This is a genomic window from Providencia sp. PROV200, assembly GCF_049901995.1.
Lineage (GTDB): Bacteria > Pseudomonadota > Gammaproteobacteria > Enterobacterales > Enterobacteriaceae > Providencia > Providencia rettgeri_E.
Genome location: NZ_CP096307.1, coordinates 926647 through 944033 on the forward strand (window position 1 = coordinate 926647; position 17387 = coordinate 944033).

Consider the following 17387-nt stretch of genomic DNA (forward strand, 5'->3'; position numbering starts at 1 on the left):
AAAGAAATTTCAAGATGAAACATTTTATGGGGGGGAAGTTATTAGGTCACTATTATTTTAGTGAAATCATGGTATATAAAAAAATAGCCCCAAAGATAAGAGGCTATTTAATCTAAATACTTTAGCAATTAAGCGGTTGGCTCAAGTATTTGGTGCATAACAGGGTGGAATCTACGTTTGAAATAGACTAAGCCATGGCCTTCATCACGTACAATGATTTGTTTCATTTCAACCATATAGACAGAATGCGTGCCAATATCTTGAACTTGTGTGATCTCACCTTCAAGGTTGGCAAGGGCATTTTTTAACAGGGGTTGCTGTAAAATACCACTTTCCCATACACTCCAGCCGAAACGCTCTTCCATCGTTGAACCTTTCATGCCTGCGAAATGGCATGCGAGGTCTTCTTGTTCATGGCTTAGCACGTTGACACACAGGCGGCCATTCTTTTGAAATACCGCATTCATAGCGCTATTGCGGTTAACACAGACCATCAAAGTGGGTGGCGTATCTGTAACTGAACAGACTGCGGTAGCTGTGATTCCACAGCGACCCTCAGCCCCATCCGTGGTGACGATATTGACTGCTGCACCAAGACTTGCCATCGCATCTCTGAAACGCAGGCGATGTTCATTTTCTAAAGACATTTTGACCTCCTGCTGCCGATTATTTCAGCAGCGAATCTAACTGATTAATATCATTGTTGTTATGCAGGTGTGGACGTTTCCATCCGTGTTGATCGTAGTCTGATAAACAGCGATCAACCATATCTGTCATGGCTTTCATATTGCCAGAACCGTATGCATGACGCAGACATTGCAGGCGAATTTCATCTTGGCTCCCTGCGTAGTTAATTTCATACAGTTCGTGGCGGCCACCAAATTCACTACCGATTGCATCCCACATAAGTTTAAGGATCTTGATACGTTCAACGTGATCCATCCCATTAGAGCCGCGAACATATTTAGCTAAATACTTATCAATTTCTGGATTATTCATATCACGAACGCTTGATGGTAGGTAAATCAGGCCACTTGTCACGTTACTTTCAATGATATTCTTGATTTTGGTGTAAGCCATTGGTGCCATAACACGGTAAGTTTGGATGGCTTGTGTATCTGGTAGATAAGCACCGCCTTCCCATGCTTGCGCTTCAGAGGTCATTGCATCGGTTAATGACCAGAACAGATTGCGCCACGCGACCACTTCACCGAGATCGGCCTGTACACCACGGAAATCAATAACACCTGTACATTCTAAACTTTTTTGTAACAATCCGGTAATGAAGTCTAATTTAACCGCTAAGCGGACACAAGCTTGTAATGGGAATAAACGTGCAAAACCACCTTGAACTGCCCAATTACGTGCACGGTCGAAATCACGATAAATTAGCACGTTTTCCCATGGGATTAACACGTGATCCATAACGAGAATGGCATCATTCTCATCGAAACGGCTTGATAATGGGTAATCAAATGGTGCGCCAGTGGCACCAGCCACTAATTCATAAGATGCACGTGAGATTAACTTCACGCCATCTGCATCCATTGGTGCAACAAACATCAGGGCAAAGTCAGGGTTATCGCCCATCACTTGTGCGGAACCAAAACCGATAAAATTGTAATGCGTCAATGCCGAGTTAGTCGCAACGACTTTGGCTCCACTGACAATAATCCCTGCATCTGTTTCTTTTTCGAGTTTGATATAAACATCTTTCACTTCATCAGCAGGCTTATGGCGGTCGATTGGCGGGTTAACAATCGCATGGTTAAAGTACAGGCCGCTTTCTTGAATGCGCTTGTACCAATTGCGCGCGTTATCTGCAAATTGACCATAATATTCAGGGTTTGCACCTAAACAGCTGGCGAATGCCGCCTTATAGTCTGGAGTGCGTCCCATCCATCCGTAGCTCTGACGTGACCAATCTGCGATAGCGTCACGCTGTTGGCGCAGTTCATCGGCACTTTTAGCGAAGCGGAAGAATTTGTGAGTGTATCCACCGTTGCCTGTGTCGGTGTTCCAGCAAAGTTGGTCATGAGTCGTTTTATCATGAAGCGCATCATATAATTGTCCTATAGAAGCAGCTGAATTACGAAAAGCAGGGTGAGTGGTGACGTCTTTTACGCGCTCGCCATAAATATAGATTTCGCGGCCATCTTGTAAGCTTTTTAAATATTCTTGGCCATTAAAAGGGCGTTTAGCATCGGAACGAAAATCTTCTGGTTTCATGTCTACCTCGTTATCTCACAATGAGGGCTTGCATTGATAGGGCACAAAGGCTGCAAGCTAAATATGTTAATTTTATGTTTGTTTTGTGTTTCTTAATTGAATCGCTTTACGAGGAGGTTTTAAAGAGACTTTCTAAAGGTTTACTGGTACTTTTCGTTGAAAGGCGATTTTTGTGGGAGAAATGTGATCATCTCGATGTTTTAATATTAATATAATGCTTTATGGTGTATATAACATATTGATTATAATTGTTAAGTTGGTTTATTTCTATGTTAATGTTGTATTTTGTTTTAGTGTGTTATTGTTCTTTTTTTAACCTGATAATTCACTTTTAGTTAAGCACTGTTGGCATTTTTATAAAATTAAAACAAAATGTATAAAACATCAAAAATGTTTTTAAAATGTAAAATATTTTGAGGGGTGATAGTTTGTAGGGACAGAGGAAAGATGGTTTGATATGTAAATAGAGAGGCTTGATGATTTTTTATCTAAATATAAGAATAAAATCACTAAGGATCTCTTTTAATGAATATTTTGTTCTCGCCATAGGCTCGGAGAGCACCCGACTAACCGGTTAAAAAACCGCGCAAAATAGGCGGGGTCTTTGAAACCGAGTTGGTAAGCAATCTCAGAAACAGGGCTATCGGAAAATAACAACATTCGTTTAGCTTCACGTAATATTCGGTCAAAAATCAATCTTTTCGGTGGCCGGTTAGCAAACCGCCGGCACATATCTTTAAGGCGTGACTCTGTGACATCAAGTTTTTTGGCATATTCAGGTACTGCAAGGTGTTCATGATAATGCAAGTCAATAAGCTGATTAAACCGCTGGAATAGACGATGTTCGCCTCTAACCCCCGTTGTTGGGTGTTCATCAAGTGGAATCGAGCGCAGCAGAAACGTAAATAACGCTTGGGCTAAAGAAGCGAGGGCTTGGTCTTTACCTATATAGTTATTAGCCGATTCACGTGCCATCAATGCCCAGTAATGGTTAAAGGTATCGATATCATCAGGTTTATCAGCAACAGATAAACATATAGCTGGAATATCCACTAAGTCGGGATTTGCTGGGTATAACGACCCCAGTAATGGCGTAATTAAATCCTGTCTTACGGTTAATACATGGCCATCAGTGTCTTCTTGAGTGAAAAATGCATGGGCAACGGATGGAGGCGTAAGAATAAATAATGGGGCTTGAACGGAATAGCGCGACTCATCGAGCTGCAAAGTAATATGGCCCGTAACCAAATAGTGCAATTGGAAGAAACCGTCATGGCGATGCGCTTGCATATCACGACCAAAGAAGGCCGCCATATTGCCAAAGGTTTGGTAATGGACGTCGTCGGTGCCTTGGGTTTCGTCGTAGTCTGTACTGATGTCAATATTCGTAATTAAAGTTGAGTTACCCTTCATTCTTCGGCTCGCAGCGTTGTTGGCCTCACAAGCCAACCCTAGTCACATACTTTAGTATGCTCCTAGGGATTAGCTTGCTTGCCGCTTAGCTGCAACTCGAATTGCTCTTCATTCTTTGGCCCGCAGCGTTGTTGGCTTCACATGCTAACCCTAGTCACATACTCGTGTATGCTCCTAGGGATTAGCTTGCTTGCCGCCTAGCTGCAAGCCAAATTATTTTGAGCAATATCCATGGTTATTGAGTTACAGCACTCTAATTTATTAAACCTTACATTTTTAAGGTGTTGCCCTTGGTCTTGAGTTTTTCATTGGGATAGCAATGACTAACAGCGCGCCGACCACCAGCAAACCAGCCACAAAATAGAGGCCTGAGTTAAAGCTACCGGTTTGGTCTTTTAGCCAACCAATTAACAGTGGACTGACGGCAGAACCTATATTACCCGTTGCGTTGATAACCGCAATACCGATGGCACGAGCACGTAAACTGATTGATTGGTCTGGGGTTGTCCAGAACACGGCCATCGCAGTAAATGAACCCGTTGAGGCCATAATAATACCAATTAATTGAATGACGGGATGGCTTGTCATCGCAGCGAGAACCCAGCCGGCAGCCGCAAATAAATACGGTAAAGCGGTATGCATTTTCCGTTCTTGTAATCTATCAGAGCGACGACTCCAATAGATCATCCCGAGAATAGTACAAAATTGTGGGATAGCGGTTAATAGCCCAATCATGGCATTACTACTGCCTTCATTGAAGCTTTGCATGATCTGCGGTGTCCAAATATTAATCGCACTTAACGTATTGGTTAAACAGAAATAAGCAACGGTGTACATCAAGATCACTGGGGTGAAAATTTCTTTCCATAAGCTTTTGTTCTGCAATGCGGTATGGCTTTTGGAGCCATGCGGCTGCACAAGCTCTAATTGGTCTTGGTCCATCATTTCTTGCAGTGTGTCTTTGTCTTCTTGGGTCAGCCATTTGGCTTTCTTTGGCGAATCATCAAGGTAGAACCAAACCAACACACCGAGGATCACGGATGGGAAGCCTTCCAGCAGGAACAGCCATTGCCAACCTTTTAGGTTTAAAATGCCATCCATACCTAGAATATAACCGGATGCGAGTGAACCGAATGCCATGGTGACAGGCATCGCAATCATAAACAAAGCATTAGCACGAGCGCGGAAATAGGCCGGGAACCAGTAAGTCAGATAAACTAAAATCCCAGGTAGGAAGCCCGCCTCTGCGACTCCCACTAACATCCGCAGGACGTATAAGCTCGTTGGCCCTGTGGCAAACATGGTAGCCGTAGATGCGATCCCCCAAAGTACCATGATGGTGGCTATCCAACGGCGAGCGCCAACAATCCCCAACATAATGTTACTGGGAATACCAAAAATCACGTAAGTGGCGTAAAACAAGGTAGCCGCTAAGCCGAACATGGTGGACGTTAGACCGATGTCTTTCCCCATGGTTAGACCCGCAAAGCCAATATTAATACGGTCTAAGAAGGAAAAAACAAATAGCACAAATAAAAAAACAATCAAACGTTTAAATAATTTATTAATTACCCGTTGCTGCGGCTCGGTTAAATTTTTATGTTGTTCAGCAGGGTTAGTGCTTGCAAGTTGTTGATTACTCATATTGTAGGGCCCTCAATTCTTTCTTTTACAGATTATTATAGGTACAAGGGACGAGTAGGCAGTCATGGTGCTGTCTGCCCAATGTTGCGATATTGATTTCTTATTTATCTAATTAAGTTATTTGTCTGTAGGGTTAAAATTAACTTATTTAGAGATAGTGTAATTAATAAACGCTTGGTGTACTTGAAGTCACCTCTGAGACGGTTTTACCAAACTTTGCGGCTAGCGCTTCTGCGGTACGAGCCAGTAGCGTGGTATCAACCCCGACGGCAACAAATAGTGCGCCGAGTTTCAGATAATGTTCAGCCACATCTGGGGCTGCCATCAAAATACCGGGTGCCAAGCCAGCCTCACGAATTTGTAAAGTTGCCTTTTCGATTGCGGCTTTGACTTCAGGGTGGTTAGGGTTCCCTGAAAAGCCCATATCCGCACTAAGATCTGCAGGGCCGATAAACACACCATCGACGCCTTCAACTTTTAGGATCTCGGGAAGGTTATTCATGGCTTCACGAGTTTCAACCTGTACTATCACACACATTTCATCATTGGCACGGGTTAAATAATTAGGCACTCGGTTCCAACGGGAAGCACGTGCTAAAGCACTGCCGACACCGCGTATACCCGCTGGTGGATAGCGTGTTGCGCGTACCGCTTGTTTGGCTTGCTCTGCGTTTTGTACCATTGGCAGCAACAACGTTTGTGCGCCAATATCCAGTAATTGCTTAATAATGACCGGATCATTCCAAGGTGGGCGTACCACGGGTTGTGAAGGGTAGGGAGCAATCGCTTGTAATTGAGATAATGTCGTTTGCACATTATTTGGTGCATGTTCACCATCAATTAGTAACCAGTCAAAGCCTGCACCAGCAAGTAACTCAGCACTATATGGGCTGCACAAGCCAAGCCATAAACCAATTTGTGGTTGCCCACTTTTTAGCGCTTTTTTAAATTTATTTTCTAAAATATCCATGCCATTTTCCTTACACGAAGCGGCAGCTAATTGAACCCATATTGCCGTAATCAACGTGAAACACATCACCTTTACGAGCAGGAACAGGGCGTGTAAATGAGCCACCTAAGATAATTTGGCCCGGCTCAAGTTGCACATTATGCGGTGCTAATTTATTGGCTAGCCATGCCACGCCATTCGCTGGGTGATTGAGTACAGCAGCGGCTACGCCAGATTCTTCAATGACGCCATTACGATAGAGCAGGGCGCTAATCCAGCGCATATCCAAATCGCGTGGTTTGATTGGTCGGCCACCTAAAATCACCGCGCCATTCGCTGCGTTATCTGAAATGGTATCGAACACTTTACGTGGTCGATTGGTCTCAGGGTCGATGTTGTGACAACGCGCATCGATCAGCTCAAGGGCTGGGATCACATAGTCAGTGGCGTTATACACATCAAAGATGGTGCAGTTTGGCCCACGTAATGGCTTTGCGAGTACGAAGGCTAATTCAACTTCAATACGTGGCACGATAAAGCGGTCTGTTGGAATATCACAGCCATCATCAAAAAACATATCGTCAAGAAGCGCACCGTAATCAGGTTCATCAATTTGTGAACTTGCTTGCATGGCTTTGGATGTTAACCCAATCTTATGGCCTTTGAGCACACGTCCTTCAGCAATTTTCACGCCAACCCACTCTTTTTGAATAGCATAAGCGTCATCGATCGTCATTTCTGGGTGATCGAGGGATATTTGACGAATTTGCTCACGTGACTTTTCAGCCTGATTTAGGCGCTGTGCGATTTGTGAGATTACATCTTTTTGTAACATGCTGTTAATACTCCTATTCACCTATTCTATTTCGAGAGCAGCGCTGCACTAAAGCGCTTCGCTGCCACTCGAACTATTCAAGGTGTAAATTGAATGCGTACCCAGCGGTACTCAATTTAACTAATTGGAAAGACCACCAAAGCAGAGGTATTTCACTTCCAAATAATCTTCAATTCCGTAGCGTGAACCTTCACGCCCCAGACCAGACTGCTTAATACCACCAAATGGGGCTACTTCGTTTGAAATAATGCCTTCATTGATACCCACCATGCCGCTTTCTAATGCCTCTGCAACACGGTAGATACGACCGATATCTTTTGAATAGAAATAAGATGCCAAGCCAAATTCAGTATCATTTGCCAGAGCAATCGCTTCTTGCTCATCGCGGAATTTAAATAAAGGTGCCAGTGGGCCGAATGTTTCTTCTTTAGCGACTTTCATGGCTTCAGTGACGCCAGTGATAACGGTAGGCTCAAAGAACAGCCCCCCTAATTTTGCCGGTTTGCCCCCAGCGATGACTTTTGCACCGTGGGAAACCGCATCCGCAATATGTTCTGTGACTTTATCGACCGCGGCTTGGTTAATCAGAGGGCCTTGCTGGGAGTCAGCTTGTGTCGCAGGGCCAATTTTCAGCTCATTCACGGCTTTTGCTAAACGAGTTGCAAATTCATCGTAAACGCCTTCTTGGACTAAGATACGGTTAGCACATACACAGGTTTGCCCACTGTTGCGGAATTTAGCCGCTAACGCACCTTGTACGGCTGCATCTAAATCGGCATCATCAAACACGATAAATGGTGCGTTACCACCGAGTTCAAGAGACATCTTTTTCACCGTATTGGCGCACTGTTCCATCAGCAATTTACCGACTCGCGTTGAGCCCGTAAATGTGAGTTTGCGAACAATTGGGCTTGAAGTCATCACGCCACCAATAGCTTTAGCATCCGTACCTGGAACAATGTTAAACACACCAGCAGGAATACCCGCTTCTTCCCCTAACGCTGCCAACGCTAATGCAGATAATGGTGTTTCTGCCGCGGGTTTTAATACCATCGTACAGCCTGCTGCTAATGCGGGGCCGACTTTGCGAGTGATCATGGCATTTGGGAAGTTCCATGGCGTGATAGCCGCAACCACACCCACAGGTTGTTTTATCGTCACAAGGCGACGCCCCGGTAAAGGTGATGGGATGGTTTCCCCATACACACGTTTACCTTCTTCTGCAAACCACTCAATAAAGCTGGCACCATAGGCAATTTCTCCCATCGATTCAGTGATCGACTTACCTTGTTCAGCACTGAGTAATTCAGCCAATTCCTTTTGGTTATCCATCATTAAACGGAACCATTTGTTTAAAATTTGGCTACGCTCTTTGGCGGTTTTAGCGCGCCATGCGGGGAGTGCTTTTTCTGCGGCTTCGATAGCTTGTTGGGTCTCTAACGCACCGACATTGCTGACGTTAGCGATAACCGCATTATTTGCAGGGTTAGTGACCTCAAACACACCTTTATTTTGGGCATCAACCCATTGGCCGTTGATATAAGCTTGTTGGCGAAATAATGTAGAATTGGTATTTATGCTCATTTTTCGTTGTTCTCCGAAGACACTGATTGGACTTGTGGGCGGATATTTTTAGCTGATAGCTGTTGGCTAACAAAACTTAACCCGGCACACAGCGCCATAACAAGTGCCATAGCGAATGGGGATTCATCTTGTAATACAGAAACTGCAACGCTGGCGACAGCCGCTAAGGCAAACTGAATGGAAATCGCAAGTGCACTGGCACTTCCTGCGATTTTCCCGCGATGTTGCAGTAAGAGTGACAAACTGTTGGTGCCGATAGCATTGACCATCGATAAGAACAGCACGACTAGAATAACAATTATGGGCAAACTTTGTTGGTAAAATAGGAGTAACAGCAGACCAAACGCTAATTGAAACCCACTTTGCATAGTCAGTATGCGCGTTAAACTATAGGTTTTTAGCAGTTTAACGTTCAGCAACAACATGACAATCATCCCCAAGATGTTACAGCCGAACAGCAAACCATAATGTTGTTCAGAAACACCGAAATAATTGATGTACACAAACGGTGAACCACTAATAAAGGCAAACATACCGGCAAAAGAGAATGCCATAGTGCCAATAATACTCAGTGCTTCTCGGTCTGTGAGCACCTGCGCATAATTCTTGAAGGCGACACAAAGGATATTTTCAGAACCGCGCTGGTGAGTTAGCGTTTCAGGGAGCAAGAAAAAAATCGCACACACCGAAGCTAAGCCAATCAACGCTAATAAGTAAAAAATCACTTGCCACTGAAAATGAACAAGTAAAAACCCCCCTAAAAGTGGTGCCAGTAGCGGGGCTATCATGGTCACAAGTGTCATTAATGACAGTACTTTAGGTAGCTCATGGGCAGGATAAACATCCCTTGCAATCGCTCTAGCCATAACAATGGCCACTCCACTACCAAAAGCTTGCAGCGCTCGGAATACAATCAAGGTATTTGCGTTGGTGGCTTGTGCGCATAACAAACTGGCAATAGTGAAAATGGCAAGGCCACTTAACAACATTTTCCGCCGGCCAAGAAGGTCACTTAATGGGCCATAAAACAGCATTCCCACGCAGAAGCCAGCAAAAAAGGCGCCAAGGGTGTACTGCATTTGCCCTTGGGTGGCGTGTAATGCCATTCCCATTTGAGGAAGGGCTGGAAGGTACATATCGATAGACAATGGACCGAATGCCACGAGTGACCCCAGTAATGGGATCAAATAGTGCGGTATGTGTTTATCGAAATTTTTAACCATCTTGCCCTCTCAATAAAATGAAGAATAAAGCTTTAAACTCTTAGTCCTTAAACAAGGCATGAACATTGTTCTGTTTATAATTTAAAACAGGATCAAGCTCTTCCATGGTAAAAGACAGCGCCAGATAGCGTTTTGCCATTAAATCGGCAAAATGGACTTTGATCAGGTCGAAAATCATTTCCCCCGTTTTTTGCCTATCTTCAAGAGAGCGCCCGGCACCGATTTTTAGCGTCATATGGACAAATGCATAATCGTGTTTGCCATCAGCCATTTGCCAAGTATCTAGCCAAATTGCACGGCTACGAATGCCGCCTAATGGAAAAATACCGGTAGCAGCAAGGGCTTCATTCACTTGAGCAAACAGCTCTGGAAGTTTCGCTTCTTCACGAATGTTTTCTGTACATTCTGCATAAAAATGAGGCATAACCGTTCCTTATGCGTTGGCAGCTTGTTTATCAGTGATATAGCTAGGAAGCGGGAACACGGCATTAATTTGCCCGGTGCCTGAGCTGGCAAACAAGTCAGTTAAAACTTCCACTTTTTCAGCGTATTTATCCCAACCTAACATACCTAACAGCATCACGGTGTCGTGCATATGGCCTTCGCCATAGCAGTAATCGGCATACTCAGGCAACATTTTGCAGAACTCTCCAAAACGGCCTTCACGCCAAAGTTTGACGACGCGTTTATCCATTTGCTCATCAAATTCACGTGTGTAGCTATTCATACCGTCTTCGGCTTTTTGGTCATCAATAAAACGGTGTGATAATGACCCGCTCGCCAGTACTGCAACGGTTCCATCGTATTTTTCAATAGCAGTCAGTACGGCTTCACCTAATTTGCGGCTGTCTTCAAAACTATGAGAAGTACAGAATGCTGAAATTGAGATAACTTTAAAGTGGCGGTCACTATTCATGTAGCGCATAGGCACTAATGTCGCATATTCGAGGGTTAAGCTTGGGATTTCATGAGCTTGAGCACGAACGCCTAATTTACGTGCTTCTTCACCAATCATTTGGCCTAATACCGAGTTCCCATCATATTCATATTCCATATCACGAATGAAATGTGGAAGTTCATTACTGGTGTAAATACCTTTGAAATGATCCGCACAGTTAATGTGATAGGCGCTGTTGACTAACCAGTGTGTATCAAAAACAATAATGGTATCAACGCCTAATTCACGGCAACGACGGCTGATTTCTTTGTGCCCATCGATAGCGGCTTGGCGACATCCAAAATTTTTACCTGGTAGTTCTGATAGGTACATGGATGGGACGTGTGTTATTTTTGCGGCGAGTACCAATTTACCCATTTCATCCTCTCTTACCCGTTATATTTTGAGCTGTAGCGGTGTTGGCTTCACAAAACCACCCTAATCACATACTTATGTATGCTCATAGGGATGATTTCGCTTGCCGCCTAGCTACAACTCAAACTATTTAGGGTAAGGAACGCATTACCAATTATTTGTTGTAGCTATTAATTTTTTATGAATCATTTACAGTTCAAATTATTACAGGTTGTTTAATTGACTAATTGAATAAAAACTGTTTTCAGTAACCTATACACCCCAGCGAGGGATGTTGTGGTCTCCGTAGGAGATACAGACGTTCTTCATTTCTGCGAACACTTCGAAGCTGTATTCACCACCTTCACGGCCAACACCAGAGGCTTTGACACCACCGAATGGTTGACGTAAGTCACGCACGTTTTGGGTATTTACAAACACCATACCTGCTTCGATACTGCGAGAAAGGCGTAAGATCTTGCTGACATCTTGCGTCCAAATGTACGAGGCCAGACCGTACTCCACATCGTTCGCCATACGGAGACCATCTTCTTCAGTCTTGAATGGGATCAAACAAGCGACGGGTCCAAAGATCTCTTCTTGAGCAACACGCATGCGGTTATCGACATCCGCCAGAACGGTTGGGCGCAAGAAATGACCATTTTTCAGGTGTTCAGGAAAATCCGTTGGCTTATCTGGGCCACCCGCTAACAGGGTTGCGCCTTCTTCCATACCAATGCGAATATAACCGGACACTTTGTTCCAGTGTTGCTGGCTGATCAAGGCACCGACTTGTGTTTTCGGATCGTTCGGGTCACCGACGATCAGGCGGTTTGCGCGTTCAGCAAAACGTTTTACAAACTCAGGGTAAATGCTTTCTTGAATGAAAATACGGGAGCCTGCGGTGCAACGTTCACCATTGATAGAGAAAATCGTAAACAGCGCAGCATCCATTGCGCGTTCAATATCCGCATCTTCAAAAATCAGAACTGGGGATTTACCACCCAATTCCATTGAATATTTTTTCAGCCCTGCGTTTTGCATAATGGTGCGGCCTGTTGCCGTACCTCCGGTGAATGATACTGCGCGCACATCGTGATGTTTCACCAGCGCATCACCTGCTGTTGCGCCATAACCTTGGACCACGTTCAAAACGCCCGCAGGAATACCAGCTTCTAGAGCCAGTTCACCAAGGCGATTCGCTGATAATGGTGATAACTCAGACATTTTCAGCACCGCAGTATTACCTAGTGCTAAACATGGGGCGGTTTTCCACGTTGCGGTCATAAATGGCACGTTCCATGGGGAGATTAACCCACATACACCGACAGGTTGGATCAGGGTGTAGTTCATCATTTTGTCGTCAACCGGATAGGTGCGACCATTCATTTGTTGGCAAATTTCAGCAAAGAATTCAAAGTTGTGTGAAGCACGAGGGATCAACACATTTTTGGTTTGATGAATAGGTAAACCAGTGTCTTTGGTTTCCATTTCCGCAATTTGAGGAACGTTTTCATCGATTAATTCGCCCAGACGGCGCATTAAGCGGGCACGTTCTTTCATTGGGGTATTAGCCCATTTGGGAAATGCGTCTTTTGCTGCGGCGACGGCTTGATTGATTTCATCTTGCCCACCCGAAGCGACTTCAGCGAGTACTTCGCCAGTTGCTGGGTTGGTGGTTTGAAAATACTCTTTGCTAGCAACGTTTTTACCGTTGATCCAATGATTAATCTTAGTCATTACACACGTTCCTCATACTCTTTTTCGCTGATAATGGTGTTGACCAATCTGCCAACGCCTTCAACTTCAACAATGACTTCGTCACCCGGTACCACGTCAGACAGCCCTTTTGGTGTCCCCGTCGCAATCATGTCTCCCGGTTGCAGTGTCATAAAGTCACTGAGGTAAGCAATTAAAAATGGAATATCGAAAATGAGATCGGCCGTGGTGCCTTTTTGACGTAATTCACCATTAACATAGGTGTATAAAGCCAAGTTATGGGGATCTTTAATGGCGTCTTTATCGACGATCCAAGGGCCGATCGGCGTTAAGGTATCGCGGCTCTTAACACGTAAATTTGGGCGATAATAGTTCTCTAAATAGTCACGGATCGCATAGTCATTACACACGGTGTAGCCTGCGACATAATCCATGGCATCTTCTCTTGAGACCTTATGAGCCGTTTTTCCAATCACCACCACTAACTCAGACTCATAATGCATATATTCAACATTATCAGGGCGAACAGAAACTTGGCGGTGACCTGTTAAGCTACTTTCTGCCTTTAAGAAAATTAAAGGTTCTTCAGGCGGCTTAAATTCTAATTCGGCAGCATGGTCTGCATAGTTCAAACCAAGGGCAAATAACGTCCCTTGAGCAGGGGGTAACCATTCAACATCAGGAGAATCACCCGCGATCACATCCCCATTAGGTAATGTAATGGCTTCGTTATCACCAACAGTGACGGAATATTCAGTGCCTTTAAAAAGGATTTTGGCGCGTTTTGTTATAGTAGACATTATTTTCCTCCTGCTGCCACAACGGTATTTTTCAGGCTAGGAAAGCCTTCCGCTTGGATAACCACGTCATCACCGGGTTTGATGGTGACACGTTGCTGTGGTGTGCCGAGTAGGATCACATCCCCTTGCTTTAAGGTGGCAAAGTCACTTAATGCAGCCACTAACTCGCTAGCATCGCGGATCAGATCTTTAGTTGACCAGCGATCTACTTCTTTGCCATTTACTAGGGTGATGATATCGACAGGCGTATTTAATGACGTTGCGACCATTTTGCCAATTGGGCAGAAAGTATCACGGCATTTTGCTTTAATGGCAGGGCGATAGAAGGTGTCTTCTGGCAAGCTCACTTCATTTGCCAGTGCAAACCCAGCAATATACTGATGAGCATCAGCTTGACTGACTTTGCGTGCATTTTTTCCTATCACCAAGGCTAGCGTAGCGCCACTTTGTACTTCTTCACCTACAGGGTGCAAAATTTGCTCGCCTGAATTGATACGCGTATTACGCGGCTTAATAAACCACACCGGGGTTTTGGGTGGGGTCTTATAAGGGGCTTGCTGGAATGCCTCAAGCCAATGGCTAAGCTGGCTTTGATGATTGAGGGCAACGGCAAATACAGTGCCTTTCATTGACAACTCCTTAATGAAAAGAATTCAACTTTCGAGTAATTATTAACATATTAATAAAGTATAATTTTTAAATTAGCAATAGGTTTATGGAAATGTTAATTTTAATTGTGATCTCATTAACATAATTGAACTGTCTTTCTGTAAGGTGTTGTTATAAATAAAATTATTATTTTTCAATTTTTTTTTAGTTTACAAAAAATTAACTTTAAAGTTGGGTTTTAAATTATTTACTCATTAATATTTTAGGGTTTTTCTTTGAGATTGTTATTTGGCCGTGCTACTCTTAAATAAGGCAAATTGGCGATGTGGAAATTTATGGTGATAATCAACGGGTTCACTAAAGCATTGTGCCAATAAAGCACTGTGGCAGCCGCCATAAAATACCTAAACTGGGCTAAATAACGTTAATTAAGTGGTGAGTTTTAAGCTTATGCATGAATCATTGACAATTGCATTATTGCAGGCAAGGGAAACCGCAATGGGTTTTTTTCGACCGATATTAAAGTCGTATAATTTGACTGAACAGCAATGGCGTATCATTCGAGTTTTAGCTGATAAGCGTTCAATTGATTTTCATGAATTATCAGTCCAAACCTGTATTCTGCGGCCAAGTTTAACGGGGATCTTAACCCGCATGGAGCGCGAAGGTTTAATTTTCCGCTTAAAACCATTGAATGATCAGCGAAAATTATATGTCTCTTTGACACCGGCAGGGCAAGAGTTGTACGACAAAGCTCGGCAGGAAGTGGAAGAAGGCTATCAAAAAATTGAGCAGGCTTTCTCGCCAGAAAAAATGCAGCAATTGACTGCATTGTTGGATGAGTTAATCGCTTTAGAGAGCCCAGATTACAGTAATATCGCTGCTGATAAGAGAAAGAGCGCCTAAATTTTCGTCATATTTCGAACTCTAGCTGTGTTGGCTTCTTTCGGCTATTTGGGTCACATACTTGTGTATGTGGCCTAGAACCACTTCAATTGCCACCTTCCTACAATTCGAATTATTTTGAACATAGTTATTACTTAAATAATTCACTTTTCCCTTTAGATTCACTGAAGTTGAACTTCATTTATACTTTTAGTTGAGTAGCCAATCCCTCACTGTCATATCTTATTTGTAATTGTGAAATTACCTATAGGTTGCTTGTGACAAATTCTTCAGAAAAATCATTCCTAATAAAATCAAATGATTGATTTTCAGTATATAACGTTAGACTTTATCGTTAATTGCAATTTGGTCAAATTAATACAGTGAAATAGCGCAAAAAAACAATATTAAGAATGAAAGTATTAATTTTTAGTCATGGTGGATTTTTTTTATCTAAAAGCAGTTAATGAGAATAAGTTACATTACGGTAAATTTACTGTTCGTAACGAAAATTTAGATAATATGACAAAATATCAAATTATGTGGCGTTTATTATGCTTATCGTTGTTTATGATTTCGCCCTATGGCTACACGGAAAATCAATTATTCCCTTCCACGAATGAAAGTATTCAATTTGAACAAAAACAACGGTTAGAGTCGGAGTTAATCCAACGTAATCTATTGGAAAAACAAAGCACTATTTCCATTGAAGATGCATTGCCATCTCCTTCCCAAAATGAAATATGTTTCCTTATCAGTGAAATCCAATTTGTCGGCGCTACACAGCTCACCAGTAAAACTCAAACTCAGTTAACCTCATCTTATTTAAAACGCTGCCTCACACTGAGTGAAATACAAAAGCTCACCAAGCATGTAACTAATTACTATATGGAACAGGGATTTATTACCTCTCAAGCCATCATTCCAGAGCAAGATTTATCCTCACATCAATTACTATTACAAGTGATTGAAGGGCATATTGAAACTATCGAGATTGAAAACTCCCCTAAGCGTTTAGCTCATCAAATATTCCCTCATCAACAAGGCAAAATATTAAACCTACGGCATATTGAACAAGGGTTGGAGCAACTCAACCGACTATCATCAACCAAATACACCATTGATATCCAACCAGGAAGTCAAAATGGTTACTCTCGGGTTATTATTCATCAACAAGGGAAAAAATGGCCTATCACGAGCCAGTTGAATCTCGATAACTCGGGTATGGAGGCAACGGGAAAACAGCTGCTTACCGGCGGTTTAACGGTAGATTCCCCATTAGGGTTTGGTGAGCAGTGGTCAGTCTCGGGCAATACCGATATGGATGGAAGTGTATCCCACCATAACCGTTATATCGTTGCGAATGTGAATGTGCCTTATGGTTATTGGTCATACCATTACCAATTTTACCGTAACAGTACGTTACAGCCGTTTTATGCATCGGGGCAGCAATATCGTTATGAAGGCAAAAATACCAATCAGCAGCTTGATATCAGTCGCTTAATTTATCGCGATGGGAAGCAACGGCTTACACTTCAAAGTAGCTTAAAACATAAAAATGCCAACACCCAGTTAGCTTCCCAAACCTTGAGTATCAGCAGCCCAACTTTAACCTCGCTCTCATTTACCCCGCAGTACAGCACCACGCTTGGACAAGGTTACTTCACGTTTAACCCAGCCGCTGAATGGGGGATATCTGCCTTTGGTGCCTCACCCGATACCCTCGCGAAAGACTCACCGCGCAGCCATTACCGTAAATTCAGTCTAAGCAGCAGCTATCAGTATTTTTTCTCTAATGCTTTGACCTATTTAACCTCATTTTACGGCCAATATTCGCCCGATAACTTATACGGTATTGAACGCATAAGTGTTGGAGGCCAGTACTCTGTCCGTGGCTACCACGAGCAGTCTTTAAGTGGTAACCGAGGCGGATATTGGCGTAATGAAATTAATAAAGACATCGCCAATACGGCAATTGGGCAACTGCGTTTTATCGGAGCTTTAGATTACGGGTTTATTGCCTCAGATAAATACCACGTTGAACATGACACTTTAGCCGGCGGAGCCGTTGGCCTCTCTTTTACAGGCAATAGCCTAATTTATTCTCAGTTTCTACTCAGTAAACCTTTGCATTATCCCTCACAACTTAAACCAGACAATTGGTCGGCTTATTGGTCGGTCTCATTTTCTCTGTAGCTTTACGTTT

15 protein-coding genes are annotated in these 17387 nt (G+C 43.3%); 2 read left to right on the forward strand and 13 right to left on the reverse strand.

Translation table 11 applies throughout. From position 1 onward, the window contains the following. Positions 1-128 precede the first annotated feature (128 nt). The 13 genes from hpaC to M1E86_RS04065 all read right to left on the reverse strand — a co-directional run bounded on the left by hpaC (position 129) and on the right by M1E86_RS04065 (position 14316). Positions 129-647, reverse strand: coding sequence for a 4-hydroxyphenylacetate 3-monooxygenase, reductase component (hpaC, locus tag M1E86_RS04005; protein WP_125892066.1), 519 nt, complete (start codon positions 645-647; stop codon positions 129-131). Between the two features lie 19 nt (positions 648-666). Then, entirely contained in the window at positions 667-2229 is a 1563-nt protein-coding gene (gene hpaB / locus M1E86_RS04010) for a 4-hydroxyphenylacetate 3-monooxygenase, oxygenase component (protein WP_125892068.1), read from the reverse strand. 522 nt (positions 2230-2751) lie between these two features. Further along, positions 2752-3642, reverse strand: coding sequence for a 4-hydroxyphenylacetate catabolism regulatory protein HpaA (gene hpaA / locus M1E86_RS04015; RefSeq protein ID WP_102139502.1), 891 nt, complete (start codon positions 3640-3642; stop codon positions 2752-2754). A 276-nt stretch (positions 3643-3918) separates the two neighbouring features. Further along, complete coding sequence (gene hpaX / locus M1E86_RS04020) at positions 3919-5286, reverse strand: 4-hydroxyphenylacetate permease (RefSeq protein WP_213912911.1); 1368 nt, start codon at positions 5284-5286, stop codon at positions 3919-3921. A 163-nt stretch (positions 5287-5449) separates the two neighbouring features. Beyond that, a complete protein-coding gene (gene hpaI, locus M1E86_RS04025) occupies positions 5450-6256 on the reverse strand; it encodes a 4-hydroxy-2-oxoheptanedioate aldolase (protein WP_213912910.1) in 807 nt (268 codons plus the stop codon). A gap of 10 nt (positions 6257-6266) precedes the next feature. After that, complete coding sequence (hpaH, locus tag M1E86_RS04030) at positions 6267-7070, reverse strand: 2-oxo-hept-4-ene-1,7-dioate hydratase (protein ID WP_125892076.1); 804 nt, start codon at positions 7068-7070, stop codon at positions 6267-6269. A gap of 120 nt (positions 7071-7190) precedes the next feature. After that, positions 7191-8654 carry an NAD-dependent succinate-semialdehyde dehydrogenase gene (locus M1E86_RS04035; RefSeq protein WP_125892078.1) on the reverse strand — a complete coding sequence of 488 codons (1464 nt, stop codon included), beginning with the start codon at positions 8652-8654 and terminating at the stop codon, positions 7191-7193. Further along, the gene (locus M1E86_RS04040; RefSeq protein ID WP_426099257.1) at positions 8651-9877 is read right to left on the reverse strand and encodes a Bcr/CflA family multidrug efflux MFS transporter; all 1227 of its coding nucleotides are present in this window, start codon (positions 9875-9877) and stop codon (positions 8651-8653) included. Before M1E86_RS04040 ends, M1E86_RS04035 begins: the two co-directional genes overlap by 4 nt. Positions 9878-9917: 40 nt before the next feature. After that, positions 9918-10301: a 5-carboxymethyl-2-hydroxymuconate Delta-isomerase gene (locus M1E86_RS04045; RefSeq protein ID WP_125892082.1), complete on the reverse strand. Its 384-nt coding sequence runs from the start codon at positions 10299-10301 to the stop codon at positions 9918-9920. Between the two features lie 9 nt (positions 10302-10310). Next, a complete protein-coding gene (hpaD, locus tag M1E86_RS04050) occupies positions 10311-11192 on the reverse strand; it encodes a 3,4-dihydroxyphenylacetate 2,3-dioxygenase (protein WP_426099258.1) in 882 nt (293 codons plus the stop codon). A 249-nt stretch (positions 11193-11441) separates the two neighbouring features. Next, positions 11442-12908: a 5-carboxymethyl-2-hydroxymuconate semialdehyde dehydrogenase gene (gene hpaE, locus M1E86_RS04055; protein ID WP_426099259.1), complete on the reverse strand. Its 1467-nt coding sequence runs from the start codon at positions 12906-12908 to the stop codon at positions 11442-11444. Then, positions 12908-13687: a fumarylacetoacetate hydrolase family protein gene (locus M1E86_RS04060; protein WP_125892088.1), complete on the reverse strand. Its 780-nt coding sequence runs from the start codon at positions 13685-13687 to the stop codon at positions 12908-12910. The genes hpaE and M1E86_RS04060 overlap by 1 nt, the downstream gene beginning before the upstream one ends. After that, entirely contained in the window at positions 13687-14316 is a 630-nt protein-coding gene (locus M1E86_RS04065; protein WP_213912906.1) for a fumarylacetoacetate hydrolase family protein, read from the reverse strand. The genes M1E86_RS04060 and M1E86_RS04065 overlap by 1 nt, the downstream gene beginning before the upstream one ends. A gap of 430 nt (positions 14317-14746) precedes the next feature. Between M1E86_RS04065 and hpaR the strand changes: the two genes are divergently transcribed. Together hpaR and M1E86_RS04075 are read left to right on the forward strand one after the other, a co-directional pair. Then, positions 14747-15202, forward strand: a complete 456-nt coding sequence (gene hpaR / locus M1E86_RS04070) for a homoprotocatechuate degradation operon regulator HpaR (protein WP_102139493.1) — start codon at positions 14747-14749, stop codon at positions 15200-15202. A 501-nt stretch (positions 15203-15703) separates the two neighbouring features. Next, a complete protein-coding gene (locus M1E86_RS04075) occupies positions 15704-17377 on the forward strand; it encodes a ShlB/FhaC/HecB family hemolysin secretion/activation protein (protein ID WP_213912905.1) in 1674 nt (557 codons plus the stop codon). The last annotated feature ends 10 nt before the right edge of the window (positions 17378-17387 follow it).

Excerpts from the sequence above, each read along its gene's own strand:
- hpaH (WP_125892076.1), bottom strand. The coding sequence starts at position 7,070 with ATGTTACAAAAAGATGTAATCTCACAAATCGCACAGCGCCTAAATCAG.
- hpaR (WP_102139493.1), top strand. The coding sequence starts at position 14,747 with ATGCATGAATCATTGACAATTGCATTATTGCAGGCAAGGGAAACCGCA.
- M1E86_RS04060 (WP_125892088.1), bottom strand. The coding sequence starts at position 13,687 with ATGTCTACTATAACAAAACGCGCCAAAATCCTTTTTAAAGGCACTGAA.
- hpaE (WP_426099259.1), bottom strand. The coding sequence starts at position 12,908 with ATGACTAAGATTAATCATTGGATCAACGGTAAAAACGTTGCTAGCAAA.
- hpaC (WP_125892066.1), bottom strand. The coding sequence starts at position 647 with ATGTCTTTAGAAAATGAACATCGCCTGCGTTTCAGAGATGCGATGGCA.
- hpaA (WP_102139502.1), bottom strand. The coding sequence starts at position 3,642 with ATGAAGGGTAACTCAACTTTAATTACGAATATTGACATCAGTACAGAC.
- hpaB (WP_125892068.1), bottom strand. The coding sequence starts at position 2,229 with ATGAAACCAGAAGATTTTCGTTCCGATGCTAAACGCCCTTTTAATGGC.
- M1E86_RS04065 (WP_213912906.1), bottom strand. The coding sequence starts at position 14,316 with ATGAAAGGCACTGTATTTGCCGTTGCCCTCAATCATCAAAGCCAGCTT.
- M1E86_RS04075 (WP_213912905.1), top strand. The coding sequence starts at position 15,704 with ATGACAAAATATCAAATTATGTGGCGTTTATTATGCTTATCGTTGTTT.
- M1E86_RS04035 (WP_125892078.1), bottom strand. The coding sequence starts at position 8,654 with ATGAGCATAAATACCAATTCTACATTATTTCGCCAACAAGCTTATATC.
- hpaD (WP_426099258.1), bottom strand. The coding sequence starts at position 11,192 with ATGGGTAAATTGGTACTCGCCGCAAAAATAACACACGTCCCATCCATG.
- M1E86_RS04045 (WP_125892082.1), bottom strand. The coding sequence starts at position 10,301 with ATGCCTCATTTTTATGCAGAATGTACAGAAAACATTCGTGAAGAAGCG.
- M1E86_RS04040 (WP_426099257.1), bottom strand. The coding sequence starts at position 9,877 with ATGGTTAAAAATTTCGATAAACACATACCGCACTATTTGATCCCATTA.
- hpaX (WP_213912911.1), bottom strand. The coding sequence starts at position 5,286 with ATGAGTAATCAACAACTTGCAAGCACTAACCCTGCTGAACAACATAAA.
- hpaI (WP_213912910.1), bottom strand. The coding sequence starts at position 6,256 with ATGGATATTTTAGAAAATAAATTTAAAAAAGCGCTAAAAAGTGGGCAA.